The organism is Methanobrevibacter sp. UBA212, assembly GCF_905233225.1.
Classification (GTDB): domain Archaea; phylum Methanobacteriota; class Methanobacteria; order Methanobacteriales; family Methanobacteriaceae; genus Methanocatella.
This window is the reverse complement of the sequence record NZ_CAJODJ010000054.1, coordinates 1-16,440: the sequence shown is the minus strand read 5'-3', so window position 1 is coordinate 16,440 and position 16,440 is coordinate 1. Positions and strand designations below refer to the sequence as shown.

General features: G+C 39.6%; 16 protein-coding genes and 1 pseudogene. 5 read left to right on the top strand and 12 right to left on the bottom strand.

The features are described from left to right. The first annotated feature begins 205 nt into the window (after positions 1 to 205). From QZ138_RS10540 to QZ138_RS10530, 3 genes are all read left to right on the top strand, one after another. Positions 206 to 1,372: an aldo/keto reductase gene (locus QZ138_RS10540; protein ID WP_292888988.1), complete on the top strand. Its 1,167-nt coding sequence runs from the start codon at positions 206 to 208 to the stop codon at positions 1,370 to 1,372. 234 nt (positions 1,373 to 1,606) lie between these two features. Further along, a complete protein-coding gene (glnA, locus tag QZ138_RS10535) occupies positions 1,607 to 2,965 on the top strand; it encodes a type I glutamate--ammonia ligase (RefSeq protein WP_292888987.1) in 1,359 nt (452 codons plus the stop codon). Positions 2,966 to 3,001: 36 nt separating this feature from the next. Beyond that, complete coding sequence (locus QZ138_RS10530; RefSeq protein WP_292888986.1) at positions 3,002 to 4,684, top strand: DUF128 domain-containing protein; 1,683 nt, start codon at positions 3,002 to 3,004, stop codon at positions 4,682 to 4,684. 77 nt (positions 4,685 to 4,761) lie between these two features. Here the strand turns inward: QZ138_RS10530 and QZ138_RS10525 are convergent, their stop codons facing one another. From QZ138_RS10525 to QZ138_RS10480, 10 genes are all read right to left on the bottom strand, one after another. Next, positions 4,762 to 5,052, bottom strand: coding sequence for a DUF2097 domain-containing protein (locus QZ138_RS10525; RefSeq protein ID WP_292888985.1), 291 nt, complete (start codon positions 5,050 to 5,052; stop codon positions 4,762 to 4,764). A gap of 35 nt (positions 5,053 to 5,087) precedes the next feature. Next, entirely contained in the window at positions 5,088 to 5,963 is an 876-nt protein-coding gene (locus QZ138_RS10520; protein WP_292601478.1) for a formylmethanofuran dehydrogenase subunit C, read from the bottom strand. 2 nt (positions 5,964 to 5,965) lie between these two features. Further along, the gene (locus tag QZ138_RS10515; protein ID WP_292888989.1) at positions 5,966 to 7,684 is read right to left on the bottom strand and encodes a formylmethanofuran dehydrogenase subunit A; all 1,719 of its coding nucleotides are present in this window, start codon (positions 7,682 to 7,684) and stop codon (positions 5,966 to 5,968) included. A 7-nt stretch (positions 7,685 to 7,691) separates the two neighbouring features. Further along, the gene (locus QZ138_RS10510) at positions 7,692 to 9,068 is read right to left on the bottom strand and encodes a formylmethanofuran dehydrogenase subunit B (RefSeq protein WP_292888984.1); all 1,377 of its coding nucleotides are present in this window, start codon (positions 9,066 to 9,068) and stop codon (positions 7,692 to 7,694) included. Beyond that, a complete protein-coding gene (locus QZ138_RS10505) occupies positions 9,058 to 9,606 on the bottom strand; it encodes a molybdopterin dinucleotide binding domain-containing protein (protein WP_292888983.1) in 549 nt (182 codons plus the stop codon). The genes QZ138_RS10510 and QZ138_RS10505 overlap by 11 nt, the downstream gene beginning before the upstream one ends. A gap of 12 nt (positions 9,607 to 9,618) precedes the next feature. Next, positions 9,619 to 9,849 (bottom strand): ATP-binding protein, encoded by a 231-nt coding sequence (locus tag QZ138_RS10500; protein ID WP_292888982.1) that lies wholly within the window; start codon positions 9,847 to 9,849, stop codon positions 9,619 to 9,621. 8 nt (positions 9,850 to 9,857) lie between these two features. Beyond that, positions 9,858 to 10,922, bottom strand: a complete 1,065-nt coding sequence (gene fwdF, locus QZ138_RS10495) for a tungsten-dependent formylmethanofuran dehydrogenase subunit FwdF (RefSeq protein ID WP_292888981.1) — start codon at positions 10,920 to 10,922, stop codon at positions 9,858 to 9,860. Further along, the gene (locus QZ138_RS10490) at positions 10,915 to 11,373 is read right to left on the bottom strand and encodes a 4Fe-4S binding protein (protein ID WP_292888980.1); all 459 of its coding nucleotides are present in this window, start codon (positions 11,371 to 11,373) and stop codon (positions 10,915 to 10,917) included. The genes fwdF (QZ138_RS10495) and QZ138_RS10490 overlap by 8 nt, the downstream gene beginning before the upstream one ends. Positions 11,374 to 11,995: 622 nt before the next feature. Then, entirely contained in the window at positions 11,996 to 13,006 is a 1,011-nt protein-coding gene (gene fwdF / locus QZ138_RS10485) for a tungsten-dependent formylmethanofuran dehydrogenase subunit FwdF (protein ID WP_292888979.1), read from the bottom strand. A 12-nt stretch (positions 13,007 to 13,018) separates the two neighbouring features. Then, entirely contained in the window at positions 13,019 to 13,210 is a 192-nt protein-coding gene (locus QZ138_RS10480) for a 4Fe-4S binding protein (protein ID WP_292604289.1), read from the bottom strand. A gap of 468 nt (positions 13,211 to 13,678) precedes the next feature. On the opposite strand from QZ138_RS10480, the gene mobB reads away from it, so the two are divergent. Together mobB and moaA are read left to right on the top strand one after the other, a co-directional pair. Next, positions 13,679 to 14,719, top strand: coding sequence for a molybdopterin-guanine dinucleotide biosynthesis protein B (gene mobB / locus QZ138_RS10475; protein ID WP_292888978.1), 1,041 nt, complete (start codon positions 13,679 to 13,681; stop codon positions 14,717 to 14,719). Next, positions 14,712 to 15,641, top strand: coding sequence for a GTP 3',8-cyclase MoaA (gene moaA, locus QZ138_RS10470; protein WP_292888977.1), 930 nt, complete (start codon positions 14,712 to 14,714; stop codon positions 15,639 to 15,641). Before mobB ends, moaA begins: the two co-directional genes overlap by 8 nt. 23 nt (positions 15,642 to 15,664) lie before the next feature. Here moaA and QZ138_RS10465 read toward each other — a convergent pair whose 3' ends face one another. Further along, positions 15,665 to 16,093, bottom strand: a complete 429-nt coding sequence (locus QZ138_RS10465; RefSeq protein ID WP_292888976.1) for a hypothetical protein — start codon at positions 16,091 to 16,093, stop codon at positions 15,665 to 15,667. 116 nt (positions 16,094 to 16,209) lie between these two features. Beyond that, positions 16,210 to 16,440 (bottom strand): annotated as a pseudogene (locus tag QZ138_RS10460) (formate dehydrogenase); the annotation flags it as partial.

The following is a 16,440-nucleotide window of genomic DNA, read 5'->3' as shown; positions in this document are numbered from 1 at the left end:
AGCTGGTTAGAGCGCACGGCTCATAGGGTAATAAAGCAGTGCTCTAGCTTATTCCTGGGATACCGTGAGATCGCGGGTTCGAATCCCGCCCCCGGCATCCTAAATCCCAGGAATATATCCATCTAAATACTATTTTTTAAAGTCAATTTCTCAAATCATAACAATTTTATAGCTTATTTTACAAATTAGAATTAGAGGATTTGAAATGATATATAACAGACTTGGAAAGACTAATCTTGAGGTTTCAAGGCTTGGGTTTGGAACCATGAGGCTTCCGACCAAAGCGAACAATGCCGACATAGACAAGATCGAAGCGTCAAAAATGTTGAAATATGCAATTGAAAACGGAGTCAACATTATCGATACCGCATACCCCTACCACGCAGAAGGCCTTGGAGGAAGCGGAGAGAGCGAAAGGTTCCTGGGCGAGTTTCTCACAGAAAACACATTGAGGGACGAAATTATTTTACAGACAAAATCACCCTCATGGGCGATAGAGGAAAGGGGAGACTTTGAACGCTACCTTACAGAACAGCTCGAAAAGCTTCAAACCGACCATATTGACATCTACCTGCTCCATTCCCTGACCGTGCCTGACTGGGAGAAGGTCAAGAATCTGGACGTGCTGGACTTTCTCGATGACGTTCTCGCTGACGGAAGGGTGAAGCATGTTGGCTTTTCATCACACATCGAGGTCGACTACTTCATAGAAATCCTTGACGAGTATCCGAAATGGGAGGTTGCCATGACCCAGATGAACTATCTGGACGAATATTACCAGTCAGGAATCATGGGGCTGGACTATCTCAAAGACATCGGTGTGGGAAGCATGATCATGGAGCCGTTAAGAGGCGGAAGGCTTGTTCAAAACATACCTGAGGACATCAAAAACCTTTGGAATCAGGCCGAAACCAGAAGGACACCTGTCGAGTGGGCCCTTCAGTACCTGTGGAACAGGGATGATGTGGACTGTGTCTTCAGCGGAATGACAAGTCTCGACCAGGTCAGGCAGAACATTGAGATAGCTTCAAGAATAGATGAAATCTCTGAAAACGACCAGGAGCTCATAAGGGAAGTTGCAAGAACATACAGGACACGTCTCGGAAACATGTGCACACGCTGCGGCTACTGCATGCCGTGCCCTCACGGAGTGGACATAATAAACTGCTTTACCGAGTACAACATCGCCCACATGATGGACAATCCCAAGGCAAGTGCGATGCAGTATTTCTCGCTTATCGATGATGATGCAAGGGCGGACTGCTGCGTTGACTGCGGAGAGTGCATACCATTCTGCACACAGATGATTAACATTCCTGAAGAGCTTGAAAAGGTTTATGAATACTTCGGGGACGAGTTTGACCATTTCTGATTTCATGAAAAATGAAATCAAATATTTTTCTCTTTTTTAAATGAAATTGAACAGGCATATATAAACCATCAAAGTAACTAAAATCTGTTTATTAAATAAAATAAAATATAAACATTTCCCTAATAAAAAATAAAGAATGCAAAATATCTAAAAGTTTATATACGACGAAATGGAAATATATTTTTGATAGGAAGATGATTTCCGATTATTCAATATTATTGGAGCTTGATTTTAATGAGCGATATCCCAGAAGAAAAAATTGAAAGAATATCAGAGAAGATGAGAGAGGACAACATTAAGTTTATCCGTCTGCAGTTTGTTGACATTAACGGTACTGTAAAAAACATCGTCATTCCATTCAACGGAAAGGATGACATGAGCGAACTGTTCAATGAAGGAATGCTGTTTGACGGTTCATCAATCGCAGGATTTGTTGGAATCAATGAAAGTGATCTGGTCCTGAAGCCTGACATCAACACCTATTCAAGGCTTTCATGGAGACCTGAAGAATCCGCAACATGCAGATTCATCTGTGACGTATGGACAGCCGACAGGGAACCGTTTATAGGAGACCCAAGAGGAGTGCTCAAAAAGTCCCTGGCACACCTTGCAGACAGGGGACTCCAGTACAACATAGGTCCTGAACCTGAATTTTTCATTGTGGACATCGATGAAAACGGATATCCTATGCCATACGATGAGGCAGGATACTTCGATGTGGAACCGCTGGACAAGGGCCCTGATTTCAGACGCGAACTGACCCTTAACCTTGAAGACCTTGACTTTGAAGTCGAGGCATCACACCACGAAGTGGCACCCGGTCAGAACGAAATCGCATTCAAGTTCAAGGACGCTCTAAAAACTGCAGATGCAGTAATCACATTCAAACAGGCGATAAAGGCAATCGTAGATAATATGGCTACCTTTGACCAGATGGACTACAGGGTTACATTCATGCCTAAACCGTTCTTCGGAGTGAGCGGAAGTGGAATGCACTGTCACCAGTCAGTGTTCAAAGGAGACAAGAACCTTTTCTCAGACCCTGATTCAGAAACAGGACTTTCAAAAGACGCAATTCACTTTATGGGAGGACTTCTCAAGCACGCTCCTGCAATCACAGCAATCACAAATCCAATCGTAAACTCATACAAACGTCTTGTTCCAGGTTACGAAGCTCCAGTATACATGGCATACGGTTTCAGAAACAGATCCGCATTAATAAGAGTTCCTGCAGCCCGTGGAAAGGCAACCCGTATCGAATACAGGTCACCTGACCCTGCATGTAACCCATACCTTGCATTTACAGTGATGCTTGAAGCGGGTATTGACGGTATCATCAACAAGATTGACCCTGGAGAACCTGTTGAAGACGACATCTACAGAATGAGCGAAGAGGAAAGGGAATCAAGAGGAATCCAAGTATTGCCTACCAGCCTGTGGGAAGCTTACCACTCCCTTGAAGAGGACCCTCTCATACTGAATGCCCTCGGACCTCATGTCAGCGAAAAGTTCCTTGAGCTCAAATATCAGGAATGGGACGAATACCGTGTCCAGGTATTCGGATACGAACAGAGAAAATATTTGGATATCTAATCCAAATATCTATTTTTTTATTTTCAGGTGCTTTTTATGTCCGAATCAGAGTATAGAATGATTGAAATTCTAAGGGTGCTTGTAAATCAGGATAAGCCTACCGGCTCAAAGGTGATAGCTGACGAGCTGAAGGAGAAAGGCTTTAACCTGGGAGAGCGTGCCGTAAGATATCATATGCAGATCCTGGATGAGAAGGGATATACCGAGAAGAAAGGCTATTCCGGAAGGGTCATTACGGATTTGGGCCGTGAAAAGCTTGAAAAGGGACTGATCTATGACCAGGTCGATTTCATCTATTCAAAATTTGAAGAAATGATTTACTTGACTGACTTCAACTATATGACACAACAGGGAAATGTTGTTGTCAACACATCAACCATTTATAATGAAGAATCGATTGAAATAATGAAAGAAATTTATAAAAGTGGTCTTTCTGTTAGTCCTTACGTTAATATAAATGAAGATAAAACCACTGGTGAAATCGAAGTCACCACAATATGCGGAACAACAATCGACGGAGTGCTTCTCAAGGAGGGAATTCCGACACAGCCGCAATACGGAGGGCTTCTGAAAATAGAAAATAACCAGCCGGTGAAGTTCACTGAAATAATATCATATAAAAAGACTTCAGTAACACCTCTTGACGCATTTGCGAACTCCAGCCTGACATCCGTTCTGGATGTGATAACCAAGGGAAACGGACTGATTCCCGCAAACTTCAGACTGATACCGGGAGTTGCACGGGAAAAAACAATTGAAATCGTCAAGGAATTGATACAGATAGGAATTGGCGGAGTGATAGGAATATCCAAAGAGGGAGAAGACCTGTTGGGATTGCCTGTGCCTGACGGCATGGTTGGAATGGCAATAATAGGAGGAATAACACCATTCTGTGCAGTCAAGGAAATGGGAGGCGACATCGATTTGAAAATAGCTGAAAAGCTGCAGGATTTCAACTCCCTGAAACCCATAACATCAAGAATGTTTCCGCCGCTTAAGCCTCCGGCAAACCAAAATCCGGAGAAGATATCACTTGTCCTGTCAAAATCATTGAATCTAATTCAACAGGTCAATTTTGACGTCGAAAAGCAAAAGGGAGACATCATTGCCAACATTTCATATGTAAATAGGGACGACATTGACCGTGCATTGTCCATCATGGAGGATACATACAACAGCAATCCGAAATTCATCAATCCGTACTACAAGCTGGTTGAGCATCCCGAAAAGGATGATAGGATTGGAATAGCCACAATCTGCAGTCTGAGCATTGATGGAATTTTGATAAACAATGGAATAATGAGCAATCCCACATACAGCGGACTGCTTGAGCTGACCGAACCTCCGCTCTTTATAGACCTGATTTCATACAACGGAACAACACTTGATCCCCACAAGATCTTCTTGTCAAAAAACATGACCTCAATAACAGGAGGTGACGGCCCAAATAAAATATTGGCAAGCGTCAAGGAGATTCCATATGTTGCAAGGGACCATGCAGTTGAGCTTCTGGAAATCCTGAACAACATCGGATTTTCAATATATAAAATCGGAAAGCCAAGGGAATTTGTCTACAATTCAAAGGTTGAAAACTACAATTTCGGAGTCATCACAGGAGGAGGGCTCAATTCAATCGGCGCCGTGAAGGAAAGCGGAGTGCCTATACAGGTAAAGGCCCTTGAAAAGATGATGCCATTTGAAAAGATGGAAAGGCTATAAATGTTTGTATGTTTACGAACAAAATTATTCATCCGTGGGAAAACAAAAAGAAAAAAGTAATAGAAAAAAAAGAGAATCTAAAGTATTTCAATGACCAGTTCTTTTTCGTCATTGATATGGCGCATTTCGATTAAATCATCGGCAATCTCTTTGAAATCGATTTCAACAGCCTGATTTAAAATCTCACCATTTAATTGCAAACTGACTCTGAAACCTTCACCGGTTTCTTCATCTTCTTCAGTGAATCCTAAAACATCACCAGGAGCATATATACGATTGTAGGAAATTTCCAAAACATCTCCAACTTCAACTTCGTTTCTTACGTATTCAATTGCATCCTCGACAGTCATCTGTACTTCTTCTACCATAATATCGCCTTAAAAAAAGAAAAAAGAGAAAGGAATTATAAATTCCTGTATTCTCTGATTGAAGTATATTCGTCGTCTAATTCGCCGTAAGTAGCTAATTTTTCTTTGTTAGCTTCAGCGTCTAAGTAAAGGTTACCTTTACCGTTGAGACCAATATCTCCAGTGTATTGAATATATTTACCTTCGTAGGTAACTCCTTCAACTTCAGGATCTACAACGATACCGTTGAGGACGAATCCTTCAAGTAATCTTCCGAGGAATCCGTGAATGATGATGTTACCGTTTTTCATCTGACCTCCAGGCCAACGGTTTACGTCACCGTCAATTTCAATGACACCTTTGGTCATGTGAATACCTGCTAAGATATCACAGTTACCTTTAACGTGGATTTTACCACCGGTTAAACATTCACCACATTGTTTACCAGCGTTACCGCCGACAACAATTTGTCCTCCGGTCATACCTCTCCATTCACCGATGTAAGAAGCACCAGTGAACTCTTTGGTATTTCCTTCAATTTCAAGGTATCCTCCAGACATTTCTCTTCCTGCGTGAGCTGCTGCGTTACCTTTAACGAGAATAGAACCACCGGACATTTCTGCACCAACGTGTAAATCTACACTGCTGTTACATACGATGTTTCCGCCGCTCATTTTACAACCGATGTATTTTACTCTGTTTAAATCACCGTTTATAATCATTTCAACTTCATCAGGTCCGTTAGCTTCACCTTCAACAGTTACTTCAAAGAAGTCTGTTAATGGGAATCTGGAGTTTCCGATAGGAACTTGATATTTTGCGAAATCTGCTTCGGTCCATGAATAAATTTCATCAGGAATTAATTCATCGAATTCTAAAGCGATTGAAGAAGTTTTGATTTGATCAAATGTTATTGTTTTCAAATTAAACACCCCTATTTACCGTCAACGTCTATTCTAATTGGGTTGGATACGTAGTGGTCGTGTACTGGGTAGTTTTCCCATTTGACTGAGTAGTATTGAGTAAAGAATGGCATAATGTTGTTGATAACTTTTTCTTCGTTTTTCTCCCATCCTTGTACGTTAACCCAAACGTTTTGACTTTCTTTAACTTTTACAATTTCTTTGTCTTTTACTAAGATTTGACCATCTTTGATTGTGTAGTCAGCTACATTGAAACCTTTTTCGATTTCAGCATATTGTCTGGATGGGTCAATATCATTAGGGTTTATGTCATATACTGCAATATCTGCTCTGTATCCAGGAGTAAGTGCACCTCTATCGGTGAATCCGTAGATTTTAGCTGGAGCAGCTCTTGAAATAGTTGCAATATCGTAGAAATCGTATTCTCTGTCGAGAGTTGCAAGAGTAGTTCTTTTTTCTGCCCATTTGTGAACTTCACCAGTTTCAATCATTTCCATTCTTCTGGTGTTACTCATCAACCAGGAGATGATTCTAGGATATCTGATGAAAGGTCCTGCGTTAGGGTGGTCAGTAGTTAAACATACTTTCCATGGGTCGTCAATGTGTAAGAACAATTCAAGACCGATAGCCCATTGTAAGGAACTTACAGGAGTTCTTCCTGAGTAAATACATGGGATAATACCTGCTGCAGTTTCACATTCAATATCTTTGTTAGCCCATTTTAAACCAGATAATTTGAATAAATCGTATTCCATAGGAGCGTCTGCTGTCATGGTTGTGGTTTCATCTAAAGTTACTTGACCTACGTCACAGGTAATGTGATCGTGTTTGTTGATGTATTTAGCAACTTCTTCAGCACCGGATGCTGCATCTTTCCAGCTGTTTCCTGTGTAGGAGTGGAATTGCAAGTGGCAGACGTGCATAATTTGGTCTCTGATTTCAGCTGCTTTGGAACCTTTTTTAACGTCTTTAACAGCGTCCATGGTTTCAATAGTGGTTGGCACGTTACCAGGGTGTCCTAAGTCGTTAGGGTGAATGTGAATGGAGTGAGGTAAGTTTAACATTTCGTTAGCTTTTGCGAGTGCAACAACAACTTCTTTGGAAGTTACGTCAAAGTAAGGTGCTTTGTCGTTTACACCGTGTACGTTCATACCCCATCCCCATGCTTCACTTCCACATGGGTTTACGATTTTGATTCCGTAACCTTTGGTAAGTTTTAACCATGCAGCTACAAATGCTGCGATGTCTTCAATATTGTTATCTTTTGCGTATTCCATTACGAACCAGTTGTTACCGAATAACGGCATAGCTGGAATATCGATTTGTGGAATGGTTGCAATTTCTTCGTGAGTGTGTTTTGCTTCAAGAGGAGGCATAGCTGCTTCTACAACAGTACCGTAACCTAATCTTGAGTATCTGTAACCAGTTGCAGGACAACTTGGAATGGAGAATCCAGATTCTGATCTTAATACTTTGGTTTTTTGAGTAACACCTCTTCTGGAATCTTCAGGCCTGTATAATCTTCCTACAACTAATTTAGGACCTGCAATGTGTGCGTGAGGGTCAACACCTGCTGGCATGACTATTTTATCGGTAACGTCTAAAACTTCAGCATCTGCAGAAACATTATCTACAATAATTCCGTCTTTGAACATGACGTCCATCTTTTCCCCATTAATTTCATTAGCTGGGTCGTAGACAATACCATTTTTAAGAATATATTCCATTATATCACCTTTATAATGCATTTGGATTTGGCACATATTTTGGAAGTGCGTTTGTCTCTTCTCTGAGTTTCATTACTCTTTCTTTCAATTCACGGACAATCCATTCATCATCACGACAGGTTTCTGGTTTGTCGATAGCTTTCTTCATGAAAATAGGCACTCCATCCATACGATAACTGGTACCGGCACATTCTACACCGATGAATGAACCTGGTAATACTACATCAGCCAATTCGGTTGATGGACCCCAGTGGATATCGATTTGGATAACAGGAATGTCAGCTAAGTGTTGGTTAGCTCCGTTAGGGAAGTGAGCACCTGGGTCAGCTGCAATAACCATGAAACAGTCTGGTTCTTTTCTTACGAGCAAGTCGATTGTGTTGGTTTCACCCATCATATATCTTGGGTAACCTCTACAGTAGTCAACACCGAAAGCGAAACCACATTCGAATGCCATGAAAATGTTGAATCCGTTTACATTAAAGTGACCTCTCATTGGAGTAAGACCCCATTTACTGTATTTGTTCAGGTCCTGTACCATCTTAATTGCAATATCAATGTTTCTTTGTTTTGATAATGTGTGGGTTAAACCTAAACCGAAGAAGAGAACACCAAATTCAGCGTTTTTCATTTCTTCTGCTAATTCGTAAATGTCTTCTTTAGGAATACCGGAAATTACGTCTTGGTATAATTCTTTTCCTCTGAGAACAGCTCTGATAGCGTTGTAGAAACCGTAGTCTCCGTTTTGTTCAAATCCAATCCATTTGTCTGAACATTTAGCAGTATCGGAGAATTTTGGGTCCATGGTAACAACGGTTCTGTCGAATCTTCCTCTTTGTCTGAAGTATCCTCTACAGAACACAGCGTATCTTGCCATGTGTCTTGGGTGAGAGTTCATAGCGTTACTTCCAGAGTAGGCAATCATGTCTGCTCTGTTTTGAACTTCTCCTAAGGTTTGAATAGGGTAACCTGCGTTTTGCACAGCTTGGAGAGAAGGTCCGTGACAGATGGTAGCTTGGTTGTCCAATACAGCACCGATGTATTCACCTAATGCTACACCTTCTTTCATGGTTTCGGTAGATGTTTCAGACCATCCGTAGAATACTGGTCTGACGGAATTAGCAATGTATTCTGCAGCTTTGTCTAAAGCGGTATCCCAGTCTACTTCTTTGAGTTCTCCGTTTTCATCCCTAATCATTGGAACAAGTAATCTTTGGTCCATATCTTCCATAATTTTACTTGCACCTAATCTGCATGCGTGTCTTACAGCAACAACATGACCGTCTTTTACTAAGTAGTCTAAATCGTCACAGTTACAACCACAGAATGCACAGGTACAGTTTTCAACAATGTGATCATAATCAGTTACAGGTGGTTCATAAGTCATGGTCAATCAACTCCTCCCATTTACGTCCGTGATAAACAGGCAATTCACCTAAAGAATCCATGTTTTCAACAACATCGTCATCTTCTTCATCAACGTATTTTTTGTATACCCATCTCATTAAGTCAGCCATGAGTAATACTTTTCTGTCGGTTTTTTCGACAGTGCATCTAATTCCTTTGTAGGTAGGGTCAGAACAGCAGTAAGTGTCGTGACTTACAATGGTGTTAGCCCATGGTCCTTTACAAACGAATACAGTTCCTTCGTGAGGTGCATCTACTACTTCACCGAAATCGGTTTTTACAAGTACAGTATCCCAGTTGTTTACACCTAATTTTGCCATATCTCTAGGATCCATGTAGCAAGTACCGGAAGCGTTTTTGTATTCTTCTTTTAATGTGGATCCTCTTTTTTTACAAGCACCTTGGTAGATATCAGAACCGGTGTTTAACATACATTTTAAAACATCGGTAGTTCCTTCACCAGTAATTTTTACATCAGGTACTACAGGTTTTTCTAAATAAGTATTAGCATAATGCATAAGATTCTCCCCCTATTCTAACCATATAGCATTTACTGGGCAGAACATTTGGCATGTTCCACATTCTTCACATTTTTCAGGACTGAAAAGTTTGATAAAACCGTTTTCTACCATCATAACAACTTCTTCAGTCTTAGCACCATTACCACCAGCGTTTTCTGGACTGATAGCAGCATTTACAGGACAAGCGATTACACAAATCCCGCATCCTAAACAATTATCTTGTTCTACTTTAAGTTCCATATAATCACCTAGTCTTTAATTGCATCTAAAGCTTCTTTCCAAGTAGTTGAGCTAATAGGTGTGTGGTCAATTTCGGTTCTCTTTACAGTGATTGCACCGTTAGGACATGCTTTTGCACATGCTTTACATTTTACACAGTAGTCACCGTTAGCAATGACATGTTCCATTCTTGAACCAGGACCGGAGGATACAGGGAATGCTAAAGCGTTACATCCACAAATATCTACACAAGCTCCACAAGCTTGACATTTTTCATCGTCGATTTCAATAGAACCTTCAAATGGTTTTTTGTGTTTAGCAGCGTCAGTTGGACATACGCCTTCACACCATCCACAGAATACACAGAGTTCTGAGTCGATGACGGAGTTTCCTTTAACTACAGCGTTAGCAGGATCTAAGTCGTATTCTCCGTAGCTGCAAGATCTACATACTGCTTTGATAGCGGTAGTAGGACAAGCTTTTTTACATACTAAACAGTAGACACATTTGTCTTTGTCAATGACAATGGATTCTTTTCCAGTTTCTTTATCAACGACGATTGCTTCTGCAGGACATAATTCTTCACATACGCCACAGTAAATACATTCATCATCATCCACTTCGATTTCACCAGTCACTAAGTCAGCACGGTTTGGTAAAATCCTTTCGATAACGATTGCATCACGAGGACATGCGATTTCACATCTTTTACAGTAAATACATTCATCATCATCAATTTCTGAGAAAGCGTTATAATGAGGATATGCTTCAATTTCTTTGATTGGAGTGCCGTCAATAGTGCACATACCACATAATACACATTTACTTTCGTCAATGCTTATTCTTTGAACATCAAATTCATCTTTGAAGTTTTGAGCAATCTTTTCATGACCACTGAAGTATACGTCGTTTGAGATTCTGTGACGTGCGTCCACAGCAATTGCGTTTAAGGTAATTGCTTCTACAGGACAGGTTGATTCACAAATCCCACAACCTAAACAGGTAGAGTCATTGAAAGACAAGTTTCTAACTTCTTCAGCATCTCTTGTGATGTCAAAGTTGTTGTCTTTAACCTCTTTTAAATTTCTAATCATATTCAATCTCCAAAATTTTTATTGAATTAGTTGGGCAGTCTTCACTACAAAGTTCACAACCACAACATTGTATGGAGTCTGCATGCGCCTGCAATGATTCTAAGCTAATAGCCTGCATAGTGCATGCATTTACACATAAGCCGCAACCAATACAAGAATCTTCTATAATTACTTCGAAATTTCTTTCTCGGCAAATATTCACAATTTTACGACTCTGTTCCGGCTCGTCAAATATTGCCTCGGTCATTCTCAAAAAATCCCTGGGAGTCAGGTCGATGATTGTTCTTGCAACGTCAATGGAGTTCCAAGAAAGGTTTCTGCCATTCAGGTAATGTGAAATGGTAGACCGGTCAACGCCCAACTCATCAGCAATTGCTTGATGACTTTTACCAGCATCTTTCAACTTGACCGCAGCCAAATATTTTAAACCAGATGCAATATGTTTCGGCATTTTGAACCACCAATGTGTAATGATATAAAATATATTTACCTATATAAATATAGTTGCCTACTAGAATTAAATGGAAATCCTTATATATTACTGTGTGAATACTACACATTTCAAGTTTAGGATATTGGTTTAGAAGACTTAAAATAGAATGTATCAAAATATCCTAATTTTTTTATTATTGAAAGACAATATCAATAAATATAATGTAAAACAAAATGATATGCATCATATTTTTATGTAAAAAACTAAAAAATTACCTGAGATTTGTAATAACAATTTAGGCAAAAAGTATTACAAAATCATGAAAATCTGAAAAAAAAGTTTAGGTTAACCTAAAATGTGTAGTAACTACACATCAAAATCTCAAATCATTGAAATCATTGAAATTAGAGACATAAGAGCGAGTATTTCGGTTTTTTACCGGATGATGAAAAGTGATATTTTTTCCATGATTTCATCAAAAATTCATTGAATTTCACATCCGAAAGCCATGCACAAAATGTAAAGAAAACAAGTCATCGGACAAAAATGTGTAGTAACTACACATAATGTTGTGAAAAAATCAGCTCAAAAAAAAGGGTTAGATAGGTGATGGTTTTGGGCGTATAGATATCCATGAACTTTATTTGCCAACAAGCAATGTGTCCAGAATTTCGCTCCATGACTTAGAGTTGATGTTTTCCAGCTTCATTGCTGTTCTTGAAAGGATTCTGATATCCTGTGGACATGCTGTTACACAGGCCCCGCACAAGTTACAGAAATCCAGATTTGTAAAGGATTTGCCGTCAACGATTTCAACTGCATTGCATGGACATACATCCTGACATGCATGGCAGGATTCTCCCTTACAGATTTTTTCTTCATCTTCAATTAGCTCAAGCTTGCCTTCAAATGGTTTTGTGATTGTAATGGCATCCTTAGGGCATATCTCACTGCACCATGAACAGCTCACACAACTGCTCTCAGCAATGAATGTTTCACCGGTGACTTCAGGAACATCGATCTCATCAGAGTACATGCATGTTGAACAGACTTCCATGATTGCATTTTCAGGACATATCCTTTTGCAGACTCCACAGAAAATACATTTTGACACGTCCACTTCAATTGAATTGCCCACAACATCATTGGTTGCTGTAGGAACATTTTTGACTGTTATCGCTTCAGCAGGACACAGATCAGCACAGAATGAACAGAAGATACATTTTTCATCATCTATGTCGATTTCTCCCCTTACCAGTGCGGAACGGTCAGGAAGCACCCTTTTGAAGATGATAGAATCCTGAGGACATACATCATTGCATCTGCCGCAGTATATGCAGTCATCGTCATTGACGCTGCACTCAACGTCCCATTTAGGATAGACATCCAATTCACTGATGCTGACATTATCAATAGTTAAATCTAAAGCTCCGAATGGACATGCAGAAGAGCATAATCCGCAGAATGCACAGGAGTCACCGTTCACTGAAACAAGGTCCATCTCTATAAGTCCACGAGCAATAGGAACTGTAGGTCCCAGTCTCAATGAATCTGTAGGACATACTTCACAACATATCCCGCAGCCCACACAATTTTGGTCCTTGTAGGATAGCACTCTGTGTTCACTACCTTTTCTTTCTATATTAAACATGCCAATCTCCTCTTATGCTTTTGATATTGCTTGATTAGGACAATTCTGAATGCATAAGTCACAATCATCACATTTTTCAGCAATAATAGCTACATCACCGTTTTCTTCAACAAGTGCACCTTGTTCACAAATTTTAACACATAATCCCTGTACAGGACAATTTTCGATATGTCCGCAAGCCTCTGGATCTATTTTTACTGCCATAATAATACCTCTCAAAATATTAACATAATCATGTCAATTAGAATTTTTATCGAACTGTACATATAAACATATCGATTATTTTTTCACTGTTTTCAAAAAATAATAATATTTCCAATTTAGGATTACCTAATTCAAATTTAAATATACTCATTTTAAAAATCAATAAATTTAAAGAATACTTTAAGCAATTTATTAGTATCGATAAAATTTAATATTAATCAAAAAAAGTTTGATAATTATCAATATTTAATTCATATTAAAAATTCAATAAAAAGAGAATTGAGAAACGATACATCTTATTTCAAGAAAACATCAGATAACTGACGAGAAAAAAATGCCATTTAAGGTGTAGTAACTACACATATAAGTTAAAACAATACGATGTTTAGAAAAATTGTGGAACAAATGCACATCATCAAAAAGATATAATTAATACAAAAACCTATAATATTATAAGGGGATTATAAAATGAAAATAGTATCTATAGTCGGCAAGAAAAATACGGGAAAGACCTCACTGACAGTGAAAGTCATTGAAGAGCTAACAAGAAGGGGCTACAATGTAGCTTCCGTCAAGCATTCACACCATTCCATCGAAATGGACAAGGAAAATACGGACACCTGGAAGCACAAGCAGGCAGGCGCAAACCTTGTAGTTGGTGTCGGATCAACCACATTCTTCAATGCCCGCCAGGAAATGGACCTGAACAGGATACTGTTTTTATTAAAGCACTTTGACGAATTTGATTTTGTAATAATTGAAGGATACAAAAGCTACAATTACCCTAAAATCATCACATCCCCCGATGTTCGCGATGAATACACCATAAAGGAAGTGGATTCCTTTACGATTGACGATAATGGCGTCAAAGAACTGGCCGACCTCATAGAGCAGAGGGGCCATGACATTGTAGACACACTGTTTGCAAACAACTGCGGATTCAACAACGGCGAGGCAATTGCGGCCGAAATCCGTGAAGGCAACTTAAGTGTCACTGACTTGGATGAAACCTTAAGCTACCTGTCAATCGACGGACATGTTGTCGGACTGAATCATTTCGTAAGCGACTACTTAAAGCAAAGCGTTATGGGCGTTATAAACACATTGAACCTCAGGGACTATGACGTTGAGGACATCGGAAAAATCGAACTTGTCATTCCAACTGAAAATGTTTCTAAAAATCCGATTGATGCCGAATGCACAATCCTAATCAATGACAAGCCCCTTGAAATCAATGAATTCACCACAACCATCGTTTCAAATTCAATAAAGGGAATGATTAACTCAATCAAGACCGAAGACAATGTCAGGACAATAGATATTGAAATATCAGGCATTGCAGATGACTTAAAAGATGCCAGCATTACTCTCAAGACAAACGGCCATGATGTGGAGCTCAACGCATTCACACAGGGAATTCTAAAGGAAACAGTGTATGCAACAATCAGTTCATTGAGAATCGATGAGGAAATTTCCAAAATAACAGTCAGGGTGAGCGACAATGCTTGAGGATTTCACTCTGGACAAATACGAAAGGCCAATAGTTTCTTTAAGAATCACACTGACAAACAGATGCAACGTGAACTGTCTGTACTGCCACCACGACGGAATGGTAAAGTCCCGAGATGAGATGACAGCAGACGAGCTTTATACCATCTGCAAAATCGCCAAGAAACTTGGAGTTAAGAAAATCAGGCTTTCAGGCGGAGAGCCTCTTTTAAAAAAGGACATCGTTGAAATCGTTGAAAAGATTGCAAGCCTTGATTTTAAGGACATATCAATGACAACAAACGGAATCCTTCTTGAAAAGTATGCACAGGATTTGAAGGATGCCGGTCTTGACCGTGTCAACGTAAGCCTCGATACCCTTGACAGAAAGACATTCGAGTTCATCACCAAAAAGGACTATCTTGAGGATGCCAAAAGGGGAATCATCAAGGCGGTGGAAGTCGGACTGTATCCGGTTAAGATTAATATGGTCATCATGAAGGACATCAACCAGAATGAAATCGATGACATGTTCGAGTTCTGCAAGGAGCATGACATAGTGCTTCAACTCATAGAACTTATCGAAAGCGAAAACTGTGATGACGACAAGTTCAGTGCGGACTACCACTACAAGCTCGATGACATTGAAAGTGAACTGGCTGATATAGCTGATGAGGTGCATGAACGTAAATTTATGCAGGGTCGTAAAAAATATTACATAGACGGTGGAGAAATCGAGGTAGTCAAGCCTGTTGATAACGCTAGCTTTTGCGCAAAATGCTCCAGATTGAGGATAACACCTGACGGTAAAATCAAGCCATGCCTGTTAAGAAATGATAATCTGGTCGAGCTGATTTCACATGTGAGAAATGGCGAAAGCGAAGAAAGGCTTGAAGAAATATTCATAAATGGAATAAACAACCGTGAACCATTCAACTCTTAAAAAAAAAGAATAACAGCTTAAAATTAAGCTACAATAACATCTTTAAACAGCTCTTTGTCTGTTGATGATATGACTACCAATCTGCCATTCTTGGCATAACTGAATCCGTCGAAAGCAGGATCAGAGAATTCATATCCTTCGACACCGTTGATTGTTGTTTTGTTTGCTCCATCACCAGCGAGATCCCTTGTATAATTATCATCGGCAGGACCATTTAATGCACTGACAGAAAGTATTATTGCATCTCCTGAAGCATTAGTATATACTTTTGAAGAAAAGTTTAAATCAAGATTTGGATTGTCAATCTTTTCGTTATAAACAGATTCGTTTTCAAGTTCACTAAATCCGTTCGGAATAGCAAAATCGACTCCTGCGAGAGTTACATCTCCCTTTGGAGCGCCAAATAAAACATTAGAAAAATCATTGAAATTGAATGCACATGCTGTTGACATTCCAGCAATCAATATAAAAAAAGTTAAAATCACTAAAATCTTTTTATTCACAGTATCCCCAATATAACATAGTTAATTTCCAACGAGAAAAAAATAAAAAGGTAATAGGGATAACCCTATAACCATTTAGCTTTGGATACGTGGTCGGTAAATGGAAGTGGGTCGTCACTGCCCATACCTGGGATGTATCCGTAGGTTTCTCTTACTTTATTGTTTACAGTACTCCATACTTTAGCTACAGGGATTTCACATGGACATACTTCGGAACATTGTCCACAGTTGGTACATGCGTCAACCATGTGTACTAAACGTGTTAAGTGGAAGAATGGAGCAGCAGGAGTGTATCC

Coding starts and splice junctions, on each gene's coding strand:
- QZ138_RS10540 (WP_292888988.1), top strand. CDS start 206: ATGATATATAACAGACTTGGAAAGACTAATCTTGAGGTTTCAAGGCTT.
- glnA (WP_292888987.1), top strand. CDS start 1,607: ATGAGCGATATCCCAGAAGAAAAAATTGAAAGAATATCAGAGAAGATG.
- QZ138_RS10530 (WP_292888986.1), top strand. CDS start 3,002: ATGTCCGAATCAGAGTATAGAATGATTGAAATTCTAAGGGTGCTTGTA.
- QZ138_RS10525 (WP_292888985.1), bottom strand. CDS start 5,052: ATGGTAGAAGAAGTACAGATGACTGTCGAGGATGCAATTGAATACGTA.
- QZ138_RS10510 (WP_292888984.1), bottom strand. CDS start 9,068: ATGACTTATGAACCACCTGTAACTGATTATGATCACATTGTTGAAAAC.
- QZ138_RS10505 (WP_292888983.1), bottom strand. CDS start 9,606: ATGCATTATGCTAATACTTATTTAGAAAAACCTGTAGTACCTGATGTA.
- QZ138_RS10500 (WP_292888982.1), bottom strand. CDS start 9,849: ATGGAACTTAAAGTAGAACAAGATAATTGTTTAGGATGCGGGATTTGT.
- fwdF (WP_292888981.1), bottom strand. CDS start 10,922: ATGATTAGAAATTTAAAAGAGGTTAAAGACAACAACTTTGACATCACA.
- QZ138_RS10490 (WP_292888980.1), bottom strand. CDS start 11,373: ATGCCGAAACATATTGCATCTGGTTTAAAATATTTGGCTGCGGTCAAG.
- fwdF (WP_292888979.1), bottom strand. CDS start 13,006: ATGTTTAATATAGAAAGAAAAGGTAGTGAACACAGAGTGCTATCCTAC.
- QZ138_RS10480 (WP_292604289.1), bottom strand. CDS start 13,210: ATGGCAGTAAAAATAGATCCAGAGGCTTGCGGACATATCGAAAATTGT.
- mobB (WP_292888978.1), top strand. CDS start 13,679: ATGAAAATAGTATCTATAGTCGGCAAGAAAAATACGGGAAAGACCTCA.
- moaA (WP_292888977.1), top strand. CDS start 14,712: ATGCTTGAGGATTTCACTCTGGACAAATACGAAAGGCCAATAGTTTCT.
- QZ138_RS10465 (WP_292888976.1), bottom strand. CDS start 16,093: ATGTCAACAGCATGTGCATTCAATTTCAATGATTTTTCTAATGTTTTA.